Origin of the sequence: Bacillus sp. 37MA, assembly GCF_000372765.1 — a bacterium.
GTDB lineage: Bacteria > Bacillota > Bacilli > Bacillales > Domibacillaceae > Domibacillus > Domibacillus aminovorans.
In genome coordinates this window covers 2,560,825-2,575,540 of sequence record NZ_KB889752.1, presented here as the reverse complement: position 1 = coordinate 2,575,540, position 14,716 = coordinate 2,560,825, and the positions used below count along the sequence as shown (strand labels likewise).

Sequence of the window (14,716 nt, the reverse complement as noted above, 5' to 3'; positions counted from 1 at the left end):
TGTAGAACATGACAAAGTTAAAAATCGGTATTTTAGGAACCGGTGAAATTGCGAAAGGACGACATATTCCAGCGTTCCATCATGTAAAAGAAGCGTCAATCATAGCTGTCATGGATATAAACGAAGAGCGGGCACGAGACGTAGCCAATACGTTCAATATTGAACATGTATGCACGGATCTTGATGACATGCTGGAGAAAATTGATGCGCTTCTCATCACAACGCCGAATAAGTTTCATGCACCAGCAGCGATTCAAGCACTGAACGCCGGTGTTCATGTCATGTGTGAAAAACCAATGGCACTGAATACAAAAGAGTGTGAAGACATGATTGCAGCGGCAGAAAAGTCGTGCAAAGTGCTTACAATCGCTTACCATTACCGTTTTATGAAAGAAGCACGTGCGGCAAAACGAATTGTAGAAAGCGGTGAAATTGGCGAACCGCTCGTCATTCGTATTAAAGCAATGCGCCGCCGGAAAGTGCCGGGATGGGGCGTATTTACAAGCCGGGACTTGCAAGGCGGCGGCGCATTAATTGACTACGGCTGTCACTTGCTTGACTTGGCCCTCTGGCTGACCGGCGGTTCAAAACCGACGGAAGTAAGCGGTACAACATACAATCATTTAAGTATGCAAAAAGATTTGGTGAACGAGTGGGGCACGATTAACCCGGCAACATTTGAAGTGGAAGACCATGCGACAGCATTTATTCGTCTCGAAAGCGGCGCAACGGTTATGCTCGAAACATCATGGGCCGCAAATATTTTGCAGGATGAGGAGACAATCAGTATTTCTGGAACGAAAGGCGGGCTGGATGTGTTTCCACTGCGTGTTAATAAAGCGGAAAATGGTGTTTTGCTGAACAAGGACGTTACATGGATGCCGGAAGACAGGCCATTTGAAATTTTGCAGGCGGAGCATTTTGTACAGTGCTGCCTTGGTGAATGTGTTCCACTTTTTGATACGTATGAGTCGATGTTCGTTTCAAGCATCATGGAATCGGTTTATGAAAGTGCAAAAATCGGCCGCAGTATTCAAATAAAGCGATAAATGAAGGAGCGATGGACGTGAGACTTGGTGTATTTACTGTATTATTTGGAAACAAATCGTTTGAAGAGATGCTCAATCATGTAAAAGCGTCAGGCCTTGATGCTGTTGAAATTGGTACAGGCTGCTATCCAGGCAATGCACATTGTCCGCTTGATGAACTGTTAGAAGATGAACAAAAACGTCACAACTATTTAGAATCAGTCACATCACGCGGACTGTCGATCAGTGCATTTAGCTGCCATGGCAATCCGCTTACACCGGATAAAGCATTTGCAGAAGAGTCTGACAAGGTGCTCCGCAAAACGATTAAACTGGCTTCACTTCTTGGCGTACCGGTCGTCAATGCATTTTCCGGAACAGCTGGCGATTCAGATGAAGCGAAACAGCCGAATTGGCCAGTCGTACCGTGGCCGGCGGAATACAATGATGTATTAACGTGGCAGTGGGAAAATAAACTAATTCCATACTGGAAAGAGATCGGGGAACTGGCTAAACAGCATAATGTGAAAATCGGTATAGAACTGCACGGCGGATTCCTCGTACATACACCGTATACGATGTTAAAATTGCGGGAAGCGACGAATGACGCAATCGGTGCGAACTTTGATCCGAGCCATATGTGGTGGCAGGGAATTGATCCGGTTGCCGCGATCAAAATTCTTGGCGCAGCGGGTGCGATCCATCATTTTCACGCAAAAGATACGTATATCGATCAAGATAATGTCAACATGTACGGGTTGACCGACATGCAGCCGTATGGAAATGTACGAACACGCGCATGGACGTTCCGCAGCGTTGGATGCGGGCATGGTTTGCAAGAATGGTCAGATATGATGAGCACTCTTCGCATGTACAACTATGACTACGTCGTCAGCATTGAACATGAAGATCCGCTCATGTCGATTGAAGAAGGATTTGCCCGTGCTGTGAAAAACTTAAACGACGTTTTAATCCATAATTCTGCAGGCGAGATGTGGTGGGCTTAAGCCCTCACTGAATGCAGTTTCACTTAATCCCGACTTTGCTCTTTTGGTAAGAAAGAAAATTGAATGATCGTTATAGCCCTTTTCATTTTAGGATACATTATAAAAAAATGAAGGGGTGTTAACGTGGAAAATAAAAGGGATTATAAAGAGTTATCGAACGTAGAAAAACAAAGAAATTTCTTAACAGCTGAGGAATTACCTGAAGGAGCATATGGTGCCCCACAGGGTAAAAACGAACCGGTTGAAAATAAGAGCACTCCATGGAAGGATGGCCAACAATATGTGAGTGCTTTTACGTATGAATACCGAAATCTTCATGAAAACCTCCCGAGGAAATACCCTGGAGCACATCCGACACACGATGAAAAAGATAAAGATGAAGAAAAGCGTAATACCAGCTCAAAAGAAAAGCCCTGGATTTAACGAATTCCAGGGCTTTTACTTCGACTTCTAGTGCTATTTACAAGTACTGCTTCGCCATTACTGTTGATCCATTTATACGTATTCACGCCAGAGCTCTGCATCCGGCGGTATTTTCTCGTTATAATTGGTTTTTCCCGTTTATCCCCTTACTCTTGTCTTTTCGAGCTGCATCTGCTTTTTTAAATTCATGATTATACAAAACCTCTTGTGTATCAGTCAGTTTATTATTGTTGCCAGTCATCCGATCTTTCGGCGCTTTTTTTTCATCCATTTTCCCATTCTCCTTTCCAAATTCAATCATAACGTACTTGTTTTTCTTTCTTTTGTTCGGTATTACTATTTGTTTTAGGAAAAGTATTAATTCAAAAAAACCGATAGTAAATGCTGTTGGTACTGGCGTAAGTTACCTTGAAAATTATTTTCTCTGTTAGAGAACAATACTTTGAAAGGGGAGTTGAAGAATCCTTTGAAAGAGGTATTTCTATGTTGAAAGAAGCGATCTACCACCGACCGAAGAATAATTTTGCCTATTTGTATGATGAGGAGGCCGTGCACATTCGAATAAGGTCCAAAAAGAACGATCTTAGGCATGTTATTTTACTATATGGGGATCCTTATAATTGGAAAGATGAAGCGTGGCAGTATAAAACAAAAGAGATGAAACACGCGGGATCAGATGAGCTTTTTGATTATTGGTTCGCAGCATTTAAGCCATCTTGCCGGCGTATTCGTTACGGTTTCAAATGTGTAGACGATGAGAGATCGGTCTTCTATACAGAAAGAGGATTTTACAATGAGGCGCCTAAAGATTGCGCCATCTATTTCAGTTTTCCATTTTTGCATGCTATCGATATATTTAGGGCGCCAGATTGGGTGAAAAAAACAGTCTGGTATCAAATTTTTCCGGAACGTTTTGAAGATGGTGAGCCAAGCATAAATCATCGAGATACACAGCCATGGGGAGCAGAGCCGAAAAAGGAAAGCTATTTCGGCGGTGACTTTCAAGGTATTATCAAACGCCTTACCTACTTAGAAAATCTCGGAATAAATGGTATTTATTTTACACCTATTTTCAGGGCGGAAACAAATCATAAATATGATACAACGAATTATTTAGAAATTGATCCTCAGTTTGGTGATAAGAGGCTGTTGAAGAAACTCGTTCAAGAATGCCATAAAAGAGGAATAAGGGTAATGCTCGATGCTGTATTTAATCACAGCGGCTATTGTTTCGCACCATTTCAAGATGTTGTAAAAAATCAAGAAAAGTCTTCTTATAAAGATTGGTTTCACATTCGTAAATTTCCACTTAAAGAAGATGGGAATTTGAATTATGATGCCTTTGGTTTTGAGGAAGCAATGCCGAAGCTAAATACAGAACATCCTGAAGTGAAAAAGTACTTGCTCAATGTAGCCAAGTATTGGATAGAAGAATTTGATATCGATGCATGGCGTCTTGACGTTGCGAATGAAGTGAGTCACCATTTTTGGCGGGAATTCAGGCAGACGGTAAAAACGTTGAAGCCCGATATCTATCTAGTAGGCGAAATTTGGCATGATTCAATGCCATGGCTTCAAGGAGATCAATTTGATGCGGTGATGAATTATCGCTTTTCCGATACGATGATTGATTTTTTTGCAAGAGAAAAACGGACAGTCGATCAATTTAAACATGAAGTCGTACATATAATGCAGTCTTATCCATTGTCCGTTAATGAAGTTGCATTCAATTTATTAGGCAGTCATGACACACCGAGGATTCTTACAACCGCAAATGAAAATAAGGAACGATTGAAATTAATGTACCTATTCCAATTTTCCGTTTTAGGAACACCGTGTATTTACTACGGAGATGAAATTGGGATGACGGGAGAACAAGATCCTGATTGCCGTAAATGCATGATTTGGAATGAGGAAGAGCAAGACCTTGATTTATTTAACTTTGTAAAAAAGCTAATCGCGTTTCGGAAAGAAATACGTGCGTTTGGCAATGAAGGGGATTTTACTTTCATCAATATTCATCCATCTGTTATTAGTTATGTAAGAAAAAACGAAAGTGAGCAGCTGTTATTTATGATTAACCCTACAGATCAACCGGTTGAAGTGCATATTCCTATAGAATTCCGGGGAGCGACTGAAATCTGGACAAATTCATTCCTAACAGAATATACATCAACGATCAATCAAAAAGGCTTCATCATTCTTTATTCCAGCTCACGCAACTAGATTCGATTCATCATTCGCTGAATATAGTATTTAGCCACTGTATTTTTTCGGCATGATCGGAAAAATAGTTAAACAATATTTATAAAAGCGGTTTCATCGTTTACATAGCGGGTAAATAGCAAATACAGACATACAAAAAAGAAATGAGTGATCATTTCTTTTTTGTATGAACTGTACAGGAAGAACGATTTGCTTGAACGAACGAAGAACATTGTCGTCGATCGGTATATTTGGCGGTGGCTGCTGAGTAAAGCAGAGTAAGACTGTTGGATATAAAGAGCAGATCTTCTCCACGAAGTCCCGCAATATGTGGGAATGAGAGAAGTCTATACCGAAGCCGGTGCAGGCTTTTTTCATGTGTTCTTTTAAGAATAAAATGGCTGTGCAATTTCAATTCATATGAGATAATAGTCACAGAATCTTATATGGGGGGTACGATGCGTGTATTCGTATAAGAAGATCGGGGCTGTTGTTCTTTTTCTCTTCTTCGCTGTACTCGGTGTTAATCTGTATGCGACACAGGATAAGAAAATTCAAATTGTACAAGTAGCAGAGGGAGAGAAGAAAGAACCGGAACAAAAACTGGAAGCTGTTCAAATGAGAAAGAAAGAACAAGCACTTTTGGACGTTCCGCTGATCGAGCAGCTACCGGAGCTTCCAAGAGGATGTGAAGTGACCGGCCTGGCAATGCTTTTGCAGCATGCGGGTGTTTCAACGGATAAAATGGAACTTGCCAAGCGGATCAAACGAGATCCAACTGCGTATGAAGAGAAAAATGGAGTAATTTATTTCGGCCATCCGAATACGGGGTTTGTTGGTGATATGTATAGTTTTGACAATCCGGGTTTGGGCGTGTATCATGCTCCGATTAAAGAGTTAGCTGAACAATATTTACCAGGTCGGATCATTGATATGACCGGTGGAGAGTTTAGTGAAATTGAAACATCCATCTCAAACGGGAAGCCAGTCTGGATCATTACGAACTCACGATACAAGACATTGCCAGCGGAAGAATTCGAAACGTGGCAAACCCCGTCAGGAGAAATTGATATTACGTACCGGGAACATTCTGTCGTCGTGACGGGCTATGATGCGGACTATGTTTTCTTTAATGATCCATTAACCGGAGCGAAAAATAAAAAAGTAGCGAAACAAGATTTCATCGACGCCTGGGTACAAATGGGCAGGCAAGCGATTACGTATGTGCAATGAATAAAACAGGTTATTTTTAATTTAGACAGGTATGTATAAGGCATTCAGGGGAATATTTTTTAAAGGAAATATCATAAAAAGCCTATTTTTGAACAATTCGTTCAAAAATAGGCTTTTTTTATCCACTTTACAAACTGTTTATTCGGACCGTCTATGGAAGGATGATATGATGGACAAAATGTGAAAATGGAGATGAAAATCCGCTCCTTGGAACGAGTATTTTTCAATCGTATCTATTATAATAAATAGAGATTGTGAGGTTATTCACTATTATTAATAACAATAAGGTGGGAGCATTTACATGGATATGCTTCGGAAATGGGCATTTGAGCAAAGGGCGATGACGGCCTTTTTATTCGTTTCATCTGTTTTAACAGGTGCGATGATGATTGGTCAAGCTTACTTTTTTGTAACGATCGTCGATGGCGTGTTTTTAAAAGAACAGTCATTTGAGGATATTAAGCCGCTTTTATGGGGCTTGCTTGCGGTCATGCTGCTGCGTGCAGTGCTCTCCTATTTAAACGGTCGGACCGGCGTGAAAATGGCCTCGAACGTAAAGCGGAAAGTGCGAAGAATGCTTCTGGAAAAGATGACGCGAAATCCGATTCAATCGGCACTTGCGGGACAGTCCGGCGGCAAAGTGAGTGTTATGATGGATGCGGTTGATGAGATCGATAGCTATTACAGCAAATACATTCCACAAGTCATTCAAACATCCATTGTGCCGCTCATGATTTTGGCTGTCGTGTTGTACGAGCATGTGTACAGCGGATTAATTATGATCATTACCGCACCGTTTATTCCACTGTTTTTTATCATTGTGGGTATGAAAACGAAGGCAAAATCAGAAGAACAGCTCGATAAATTAGCTGCGTTTTCAGGCCGCTTTTTAGATACATTGCAAGGACTGACGACGTTGAAATTGTTTGGCCGCGCCGCAAAACAGCGCGACTTAATTGAACAGAGCAGCCTTGATTTTCGTGATGCAACGATGACCATTTTAAAAATTGCATTCGTTTCGACGTTAATGCTTGAGTTTATTTCTACACTGAGCATCGGCTTAATTGCGCTTGAAGTAGGGCTCCGGCTCGTTGTTTTTGAAAGCATAGCTTTTTCAACCGCCTTTTTTGTGCTTGTGCTGGCGCCGGAGTTTTATTTGTCGTTGAAAGAACTAGGCAGTGCGTTTCATACAGGACGAGGCAGCATGGGTGCGGCGAAAAAAGTGATGGATGAGCTGGAGGAAACGGAACAGCCGGTCAAATGGGGCACAGCGGAAGTATCCATTCCTTCGATTGAACTGCGTAATGCTTCCTTTCAATATGGAGATGGTTTTTCATTGAAAAATATAAAAGCCACGATTCCACCAAATGCGCAAATGGCGATTGTCGGGCAGACTGGTTCAGGGAAAACGACACTTCTTCATTTAATTGCGGGTTTGTTTGATCCATCTGAAGGCGATGTTCTCGTGAATGGGCGACCGCGTTCAGATTACAGCGAAACATCATGGTTCGATCAGCTAAGCTACATTTCGCAGCACCCGTATTTATTTTCCGGAACGATCGCGGATAATATTGCGATCGGCGGTGCGAAGGGGGCATCACGAGCAGACATTGAAACGGCTGCGAAAAAAGCAGGCATTTCCGATTTAATTAAATCACTTGAAAACGGCTATGACACACCAATTGGCGAAGCGGGACGCGGCCTTTCTGGTGGGGAAAAGCAGAGGATAGCGCTAGCACGTGCTTTTTTAAAACAGCCGTCCATCATTTTATTTGATGAGCCGACGACTGGTTTAGATTTGAAAACGGAGCGCATCCTGCAGCAGTCAATGGCTGAACTGGCCAAACATTCGACCGTCATCACTGTGGCGCATAGGCTGCATACAATCAAGAATGCAGATCAGATTCTTTTCTTGAAAAAGGGAGAAATCGTCGCTTCAGGACGACATACTGAATTGATGAAGACGAGCATGGAGTATCGAGAAATGGTATTGCAGCAAGGGGGTGCGGTTATATGAAGGATGTAATGGTCGTTATCAAGCTGATGATGGCAGAGAAACGAGATATTCTATATTCGATCTTGTTTGGTGTTCTTGCTGGGCTAACATCTGTCGGGTTGTTCGCGATGAGCGGGTATATGATATCTAAATCAGCCCTTGCCCCGCCGCTTTATATCATCACGATCATGACGGCGACGCTGAAAATGTTCGGAGTGGCGAAATCAATTAGCCGCTATGCGGAGCGCTATTTTTCCCACCGGGCGACATTTACGATTTTAAGTAATTTGCGAGTGTCGTTTTATGAAAAATTGGTGCCCCTTGCACCGGGTATTTTTCAGAAATACCGGAGCGGCGACTTGCTGGCTCGAATCGTCGGTGACGTGGAGAGTTTGCAAAATTTCTTTTTACGTGTCTTTTATCCGCCGATTGTGCTTTTTATCGTCTTTTTAAGTACGATTTTCTTTACGACGTTTTATTCCATTTACGTAGCGTTGACGTTGTTTGCAGGACTCATTTTAACCGGTTTTATTGTGCCGGCTCTATTTGCGTTAAGACAGGGGAAAATAGATAGCCAGGTTCGTGAAGATCGAGGTGCCTTGTCAACAGACGTTACGGAGCTTTTGTACGGGTTTCGTGATTTGAAAATTTACCAGAAGCTTGATGGGAAGGAAAAGCAATTGGGGAAGTCAGCCGATTTGTATGTGGACGGGCAGGAGAGAGAAGGAATTCATGCAGTGTTTAACCAGTCGGTCAATACACTGGTGGCACTCATGATTTCTTGGTTTGTGCTCGCTCTCGGCGCCTATCTTGTCACAGAAGGGGAGCTTGCCGGACTGTTTTTGGCGATGCTTGTAATGATTTCGCTCACTGTGTTTGAAAATGCGACGCCAATGGCTTTATTTCCAGCCCATTTAGAAGAGAGCAGACATGCGGCGGCCCGATTGTTTTCGATAGTAGAAGGCAAATCTGAAGAAGAAGGATCTTCTGATCAGCTTTCTAAGGAAAAAGCGTATTCAATGGAAATGGACGGTGTGTCCTTTACGTTTCCAGGGGAAAAAAGGCTGACGCTTGAAAACATTCAGCTGAACATTGTGGCCGGATCGAAAACAGCGATTGTCGGGCCAAGTGGGTCAGGAAAATCGACGGTGCTGCAGCTTTTGTTAAACGTGTATTTGGCTGATCAAGGGGACATTCGTTTGGATGGTAGCCCAATTGATTCATTGGCGCAGGAAAGTATTTGGGAACGCACGAATGTCGTTTTGCAGGAAAACCACTTTTTCTTCGGTACAATCAGGGGAAATTTGATGATCGCAAAAGACGGACTAACCGATCAAGAAATGGAAACAGCGCTTTTAAATGTAAGGCTTGACTCGTTTTCATTAGAGGATCCAGTCTTTGAAAAAGGAGAGAATCTATCTGGCGGGGAGAAACAGCGGATGGCCATTGCTCGGGCTATGTTGAAAGGCGCTCATGTCTGGCTGCTTGATGAACCGACGTCTTCCATTGATGCAGTAACAGAGAAACAAATATATGATCAGCTTTTCGAGGCTGCCAAAGATGATACACTCATTCTCGTCAGCCATCGATTGACAGGGCTTGAGAAAATGGATCAAATCATTGTCATGGAAAAAGGATCTGTTATTGAATCGGGAACGTTTGATGAATTAATGAATAAAAAAGGCTATTTTTATGAGATGAAGCAAATTGAAAAAAGTGTGTTTTTGTAACATCTTTTATAAAAGGCAGAACCGGGTCGTATTGCAGCGATCTTGGGGTATCAACGGCATGAAATTTTTGAAAAAAGAAAGGATATGTACACCATGACGAGGTGCTTTGAATAAGGTATGAGGGAAGTGAAAAATCTTAGGGAGGCTTTTATCTTGAACGATCATCATGTACATCCTGAAGACGAGTTCGCGCTGCCAGCCCAACAGGACTATCCGGATTATGGAGATTTTGAAGAGCATGCAATTGAAACACAACAGCCGTATCATTATCCTTATCGATACCCGAGAATACCCTATTACCCGTACTTTCCATTTTTCCCTTATCCGCCGTACTATCCATATTACCCGAGATATAGAGACGGCAGACGGGACGATCGACATGATCGACATGATCGACATGATGACAGAGACAGATATTGGGGTAACGATTAATTAAAAATAGCTTTAATGGAAGGACTGCCGGCATTTTCCTGGCAGTCTTTTTTGCATGCGAGAAAATCTTCGTCACAATAAGTAAAATATTGATATAATTATTCTGACTGATCGGAATAATTCATTATCATCAACGTACAGCGAAAAAAGGGGATGTTCAAATGAGTAAACCGTTTAACGCATTAATGGTCGATAAAACGGAAAATAATTTTTCGGTTAACGTCAAAAAACTGACGGTAGATGAGTTGCCGCATGGGGAAGTACTCATTAAAGTGGCGTATTCCGGTGTTAATTACAAAGATGGACTAGCCAGCATTCCAAATGGAAAAATCGTTCAATCCTATCCAATGGTCCCGGGAATTGATTTAGCGGGTGTCGTTGTCTCATCGGAAGATCCTCGTTTTCATAAAGGCGACGAAGTGATTGCCACAAGCTACGAAATTGGTGTATCTCACTTTGGAGGATATAGTGAATACGCTCGAATCCCTGCTGACTGGGTCGTTCCTTTGCCAGAAGGATTGTCATTAAAAGAAGCAATGATTTTTGGTACAGCCGGGTTTACAGCGGCTTTATCTGTGCAGCGGTTAGAAGATAACGGATTATCACCTGATCAAGGAAAGGTGCTTGTGACGGGCGCCACTGGAGGAGTAGGTAGCTTTGCTGTATCTATGTTAGCAGGCAGGGGCTATGACGTTGTGGCGAGCACGGGGAAAGAATCTGAAAAAGAGTATTTATTTAAACTTGGCGCAAAAGAAATCATTTCCCGAGACGACGTGTACAACGGAAATGTGAAAGCGCTGGATAAAAAACAATGGGCGGGTGCAGTCGATCCGGTTGGTGGAGATACGTTAGCGGCTATTTTAAGCAAAATAAGTGAGCAAGGGTCTGTTGCTGTGAGCGGGTTAACAGGCGGAACGAGTGTCCCAACGAGCGTATTTCCGTTTATTCTTCGCGGTGTTAATTTACTGGGAATTGATTCAGTGCACTGTCCAATGGATACGCGGCAGGCAATTTGGAGCCGTCTGGCGACAGATTTAAAGTCGGATGATCTTTCAACATTTATTCAGAAAGAGGCTTCACTCGAAGAATTACCTGACATTTTGCCGACGATCTTAAAAGGAAAAATGCGGGGCCGGGTTATTGTTCATATATAAAAAAGTTTAGCTATAAAAAGGGTTGTCCGGGTCATGTATTCTTTGACTTTTGGACGGCCTTTTTTTACATAAAAACAGTTGATTGTTCTCATAATTTATATTATTATTACAAATGATAATAATGAAGTGAAGAGGTGATTTGGATGAAACATTCGAAGATGAAACTTATTTTACATCCGGTGCGGATGAAGATTATTCAGTCACTTGTAAATGGCCGGAAATTAACCGTCCAGCAATTAACAGAACGGATAAAAGATGTTCCACAGGCGACGCTTTACCGGCATATGAACACGCTGCTTGAAGCGGAATTCATTGAAGTTGTGCAGGAAAATCAAATTCGGGGAACGGTGGAAAAAGTATTTGCGTTAAAAGAGCAGAAGCCCGAGGCACAAGAAGAATTTTTGAATTGGTCGAAAGAAGAACATATCGAATTGTTTTTTGCGTTCACAACACAGCTTCTCGGATTATATGAAAATTATTTAAATAAAGGCGATGTGGATTTAGTGAAAGATGGAGTGGGGTACCGAGTCGCAAATCTGCACGTGACGGACGAAGAATATGTAGAACTCGTTCAAAAAATCGGTGCGCTTATTCAAGAAGCTTCATTGAATGAACCATCTTCTGAGCGAAAAGTGAAAAATTTGGCCACGATTATCATTCCAGAATAGGAGGTTTTCGTATGATTGAAAGAGAGATTTTGATCCATCCATCTATTTCCGGTACACTTGCCATTCCAGAAGGTGAAGGAACCTGTCCAGCTGTTCTTCTATTGGCCGGATCAGGGCCGATTGACCGCGATGGGAATGATCGAAAAGGGAAATATCAAACAAATTTATATAAAGAACTTGCCCATTTTATAACGGATTTAGGATTTGTGACGTTGCGATATGACAAGAGGGGCACCGGCAAACGGGACGATGATTGGATGGCAGCGGGATTGTCTGATTTAGCGGACGATGCGAAAACAGCGATGCTATTTTTACGTGAACACCCGAATGTCGATCCGGAAAAAGTAATTGTATGCGGTCATAGTGAAGGGACGATTTTAGCAACCATTCTGGCTGAAACGATGAATCCGGCTGGCTGTATGTTTCTCTCCGGCGGTGTGGATAACTTAATGGAAGCACTTCACCATCAGCGCCAGCTCGCCTACAAAGAATTGCTTGCGCAACCAGGTTTAAAAGGGTGGATTAACCGGATATTAAAAGTAGACGTGAAAAACGAAAAGCAGTACGCTAAATTGTTGGAGAAAATGAAGCATTCAGACCGAGACACGATTAAAGTCCAGTTGTTTTTCAAGCAGCCAGCGAAATGGTTTCGCGAGCACGATGCTTACGATACGAGGCGTGCATTAAAAAATGTCACGTGCCCCGTGTTTGCACTGCACGGCGATAAAGATCCCCTTTTAGAAAGTCATGTGCTAGAGGAGCTTGACGGCCTCGTTCAAGGGAAAAGTGAATACCACATTATTCACAGCATGGAACATGGTCTGCGCGTGCAAACCGAACCGAGAAGCATTTTAAACGTGAAAAAGAATTTCAAAGACATACTAAAGCATCCTCTTCATGAGAAGGGGCTTGAGAAAATCGAGGCATGGCTCATCGCTCATTTTAAAACAGACGATTCACAAGAGGAATAAAACGTCATGAAAAAGATGGAGAAGTTATTTTTCTCCATCTCTCATGAAACTGAAATTTACTGTGAAAAGCGCATGTTACTCATTCCCGGAATAGCCGTTTTTCCGATCAGCCGCTTCATCCTGGATTTCACTGCGGAAATTTTCAATGCTTTTTTGACGACGATCGTTTTTCGCTTTAATCGCCGCTCGTTCTTTCCCCTCAGCAAACACCATTGTTTCTTCAGCCGCTTCGATATTTCCAATCGTATTTTGTACCATGTCCCGAAGCTTTTCTACGTTATCTGACCGATCATCTGGTTTTGGGGTCTTATGCGTCATTGTCGTTCCTCCTTCATTTTTTAATGACATACAAGTCATAACTTCTCCATTTAAAATAATCTTATTCGTTCATTTTTTTGAAAGACAGACGGGGAGAGTGCGATAATAAAAGAAATCACAAAAGGTCCGTTCATTTTTGGAGGGATGATACCAATTCTTTTTTTACTGCATAATGTCTAGGAGTCATTCGAAATGACGGATTATTTACGTGGGCAATTCCAGGGGGTAGGCCCGTTTATCGCAGAGTAACGGGCAGTAAGACTATACTTCCATTTAATTGCTTATGGTTGCGCTAACAACGTGTGTGCATTAAAGTAAAAGCAATACATATTGGAGGAAAATTGATGCAATTATTGGAGTATGCGCTTGTGTTTATTGCGGCAGCGATTCCGTGGATGGAGATCGCGCTTGTTATTCCAGTCGGGATTGTGCGAGGCTTGTCGCCGTACTGGGTTATGATTCTCGGGTTCACGGGCAATATGTTAACGGTGCTTATGCTCATTTTCGGCTATAAGAAAGTGGAAGAATGGGTAAAAAATAAGCTTCAAAAAACCGGGAAAACACAGTTGAAGCAAACGGAACGGGCGCGGGCCATTATGAATAAATACGGATTCCCTGGACTAGCGCTGCTCGGACCGGTTTTTATCGGTACGCACATTGCGGCCTTTATCGGACTCTCGTTCGGAGCAGGTAAAAAATGGACAATCCTATGGCTGACGATCAGCATTGGCCTCTGGACGCTTATTTTTGGTATTGGAACAATGCTTGGATTTGATTTTTTCTTAAAACAAACGGAAGGATGACGTTATATGCTTCATTTACTCGCATCTCATGCGTCTGTACGCAAATATAAAGATGAACCGATTTCAGATGAAACACTTCACGATTTAATAGGAACAGCGCAACATGCGGCCACATCCCATTTTGTGCAGGCGTATTCGATTGTCGACGTGACCGATCAGGACAAAAGGGACAAGCTGGCAGAGCTTTCAAGAAATCCGGTCCAAATTATAGGAGCAGCACGTGCACTCGTTTTTTGTGCGGACTTAAAACGTCTTGATTACGCGGCGAAAAAACATGGAAAAACCATTGAAGCGGGCACGACGGAAAATTTCATGGTTTCGGTCATTGATACGGCGCTTCTTGCCCAAAATTTTGTCATCGCAGCGGAGTCAAAGGGCTATGGCATTTGCTACATTGGCGGCGTGAGGAACAATCCAGATCCGATCAGCGAACTTTTAGGGTTGCCCGATCATGTCATTCCATTGTTCGGTTTAACGCTCGGGGTGCCAGATGAAGCAAACGAAGTGAAACCGCGTCTTCCGGTTGAAGCCATTTTGCATACGAATGAATATAATGAAACGAAATACGACGGAATTCTATCGGAGTACGACGACGTTATTCGTGCCTATTATGCGAATCGTTCGACGAATAACAAGTCGGCCGGCTGGACAGAAGGAATGGCCGATTATTTATCTAAACCGCGCCGCGCGTACATGATGGACTTCGTGAAATCAAAAGGCTTTTTGCAAAAATGACCGGAGGAATGGA

The 14,716-nt window shown here is 42.5% G+C and carries 15 protein-coding genes; 13 read left to right on the top strand and 2 right to left on the bottom strand.

All coding sequences use genetic code 11. The annotated features are described in order from the left end of the window. The first annotated feature begins 8 nt into the window (after positions 1 to 8). The 3 genes from A3M5_RS0114345 to A3M5_RS0114335 all read left to right on the top strand — a co-directional run bounded on the left by A3M5_RS0114345 (position 9) and on the right by A3M5_RS0114335 (position 2,458). Positions 9 to 1,049: a Gfo/Idh/MocA family protein gene (locus tag A3M5_RS0114345; RefSeq protein WP_018394468.1), complete on the top strand. Its 1,041-nt coding sequence runs from the start codon at positions 9 to 11 to the stop codon at positions 1,047 to 1,049. 17 nt (positions 1,050 to 1,066) lie between these two features. Beyond that, a complete protein-coding gene (locus tag A3M5_RS0114340) occupies positions 1,067 to 2,035 on the top strand; it encodes a sugar phosphate isomerase/epimerase family protein (RefSeq protein ID WP_018394467.1) in 969 nt (322 codons plus the stop codon). A gap of 123 nt (positions 2,036 to 2,158) precedes the next feature. Then, positions 2,159 to 2,458, top strand: a complete 300-nt coding sequence (locus A3M5_RS0114335) for a hypothetical protein (protein ID WP_018394466.1) — start codon at positions 2,159 to 2,161, stop codon at positions 2,456 to 2,458. 118 nt (positions 2,459 to 2,576) lie between these two features. Here the strand turns inward: A3M5_RS0114335 and A3M5_RS24855 are convergent, their stop codons facing one another. Then, a complete protein-coding gene (locus A3M5_RS24855; protein ID WP_018394465.1) occupies positions 2,577 to 2,729 on the bottom strand; it encodes a YfhE family protein in 153 nt (50 codons plus the stop codon). Between the two features lie 212 nt (positions 2,730 to 2,941). On the opposite strand from A3M5_RS24855, the gene A3M5_RS0114325 reads away from it, so the two are divergent. From A3M5_RS0114325 to A3M5_RS0114290, 8 genes are all read left to right on the top strand, one after another. Continuing rightward, the gene (locus A3M5_RS0114325; protein ID WP_018394464.1) at positions 2,942 to 4,684 is read left to right on the top strand and encodes an alpha-glycosidase; all 1,743 of its coding nucleotides are present in this window, start codon (positions 2,942 to 2,944) and stop codon (positions 4,682 to 4,684) included. A 441-nt stretch (positions 4,685 to 5,125) separates the two neighbouring features. Then, positions 5,126 to 5,896, top strand: a complete 771-nt coding sequence (locus tag A3M5_RS0114320; RefSeq protein WP_018394463.1) for a C39 family peptidase — start codon at positions 5,126 to 5,128, stop codon at positions 5,894 to 5,896. A 301-nt stretch (positions 5,897 to 6,197) separates the two neighbouring features. Further along, a complete protein-coding gene (gene cydD / locus A3M5_RS0114315) occupies positions 6,198 to 7,913 on the top strand; it encodes a thiol reductant ABC exporter subunit CydD (protein WP_018394462.1) in 1,716 nt (571 codons plus the stop codon). After that, positions 7,910 to 9,622, top strand: coding sequence for a thiol reductant ABC exporter subunit CydC (gene cydC / locus A3M5_RS0114310; RefSeq protein ID WP_018394461.1), 1,713 nt, complete (start codon positions 7,910 to 7,912; stop codon positions 9,620 to 9,622). The genes cydD and cydC overlap by 4 nt, the downstream gene beginning before the upstream one ends. A gap of 238 nt (positions 9,623 to 9,860) precedes the next feature. Beyond that, on the top strand, positions 9,861 to 10,058 hold the full coding sequence (locus tag A3M5_RS25485) for a hypothetical protein (RefSeq protein WP_018394460.1): 198 nt from the start codon (positions 9,861 to 9,863) through the stop codon (positions 10,056 to 10,058). 157 nt (positions 10,059 to 10,215) lie between these two features. Then, positions 10,216 to 11,208 carry an NADPH:quinone oxidoreductase family protein gene (locus A3M5_RS0114300; RefSeq protein ID WP_018394459.1) on the top strand — a complete coding sequence of 331 codons (993 nt, stop codon included), beginning with the start codon at positions 10,216 to 10,218 and terminating at the stop codon, positions 11,206 to 11,208. A gap of 143 nt (positions 11,209 to 11,351) precedes the next feature. Next, positions 11,352 to 11,876 carry a helix-turn-helix domain-containing protein gene (locus tag A3M5_RS0114295; protein ID WP_018394458.1) on the top strand — a complete coding sequence of 175 codons (525 nt, stop codon included), beginning with the start codon at positions 11,352 to 11,354 and terminating at the stop codon, positions 11,874 to 11,876. 11 nt (positions 11,877 to 11,887) lie between these two features. Beyond that, positions 11,888 to 12,847, top strand: coding sequence for an alpha/beta hydrolase family protein (locus A3M5_RS0114290; protein ID WP_018394457.1), 960 nt, complete (start codon positions 11,888 to 11,890; stop codon positions 12,845 to 12,847). Between the two features lie 75 nt (positions 12,848 to 12,922). Here A3M5_RS0114290 and tlp read toward each other — a convergent pair whose 3' ends face one another. Beyond that, the gene (gene tlp / locus A3M5_RS0114285) at positions 12,923 to 13,165 is read right to left on the bottom strand and encodes a small acid-soluble spore protein Tlp (RefSeq protein WP_018394456.1); all 243 of its coding nucleotides are present in this window, start codon (positions 13,163 to 13,165) and stop codon (positions 12,923 to 12,925) included. A gap of 344 nt (positions 13,166 to 13,509) precedes the next feature. Here tlp and A3M5_RS25480 point away from each other — a divergent pair, with 344 nt between their 5' ends. Together A3M5_RS25480 and nfsA are read left to right on the top strand one after the other, a co-directional pair. Continuing rightward, the gene (locus A3M5_RS25480) at positions 13,510 to 13,968 is read left to right on the top strand and encodes a small multi-drug export protein (RefSeq protein ID WP_018394455.1); all 459 of its coding nucleotides are present in this window, start codon (positions 13,510 to 13,512) and stop codon (positions 13,966 to 13,968) included. A 6-nt stretch (positions 13,969 to 13,974) separates the two neighbouring features. Next, positions 13,975 to 14,703 (top strand): oxygen-insensitive NADPH nitroreductase, encoded by a 729-nt coding sequence (gene nfsA / locus A3M5_RS25475; protein WP_018394454.1) that lies wholly within the window; start codon positions 13,975 to 13,977, stop codon positions 14,701 to 14,703. Positions 14,704 to 14,716 lie beyond the last annotated feature (13 nt).

What these genes read in the sequence shown, in the direction of transcription:
- A3M5_RS0114345 (WP_018394468.1), top strand. Translation starts at nt 9, where the DNA reads ATGACAAAGTTAAAAATCGGTATTTTAGGAACCGGTGAAATTGCGAAA.
- A3M5_RS24855 (WP_018394465.1), bottom strand. Translation starts at nt 2,729, where the DNA reads ATGGATGAAAAAAAAGCGCCGAAAGATCGGATGACTGGCAACAATAAT.
- A3M5_RS0114325 (WP_018394464.1), top strand. Translation starts at nt 2,942, where the DNA reads ATGTTGAAAGAAGCGATCTACCACCGACCGAAGAATAATTTTGCCTAT.
- cydD (WP_018394462.1), top strand. Translation starts at nt 6,198, where the DNA reads ATGGATATGCTTCGGAAATGGGCATTTGAGCAAAGGGCGATGACGGCC.
- cydC (WP_018394461.1), top strand. Translation starts at nt 7,910, where the DNA reads ATGAAGGATGTAATGGTCGTTATCAAGCTGATGATGGCAGAGAAACGA.
- A3M5_RS25485 (WP_018394460.1), top strand. Translation starts at nt 9,861, where the DNA reads ATGCAATTGAAACACAACAGCCGTATCATTATCCTTATCGATACCCGA.
- A3M5_RS0114300 (WP_018394459.1), top strand. Translation starts at nt 10,216, where the DNA reads ATGAGTAAACCGTTTAACGCATTAATGGTCGATAAAACGGAAAATAAT.
- A3M5_RS0114295 (WP_018394458.1), top strand. Translation starts at nt 11,352, where the DNA reads ATGAAACATTCGAAGATGAAACTTATTTTACATCCGGTGCGGATGAAG.
- A3M5_RS0114290 (WP_018394457.1), top strand. Translation starts at nt 11,888, where the DNA reads ATGATTGAAAGAGAGATTTTGATCCATCCATCTATTTCCGGTACACTT.
- tlp (WP_018394456.1), bottom strand. Translation starts at nt 13,165, where the DNA reads ATGACGCATAAGACCCCAAAACCAGATGATCGGTCAGATAACGTAGAA.
- A3M5_RS25480 (WP_018394455.1), top strand. Translation starts at nt 13,510, where the DNA reads ATGCAATTATTGGAGTATGCGCTTGTGTTTATTGCGGCAGCGATTCCG.
- nfsA (WP_018394454.1), top strand. Translation starts at nt 13,975, where the DNA reads ATGCTTCATTTACTCGCATCTCATGCGTCTGTACGCAAATATAAAGAT.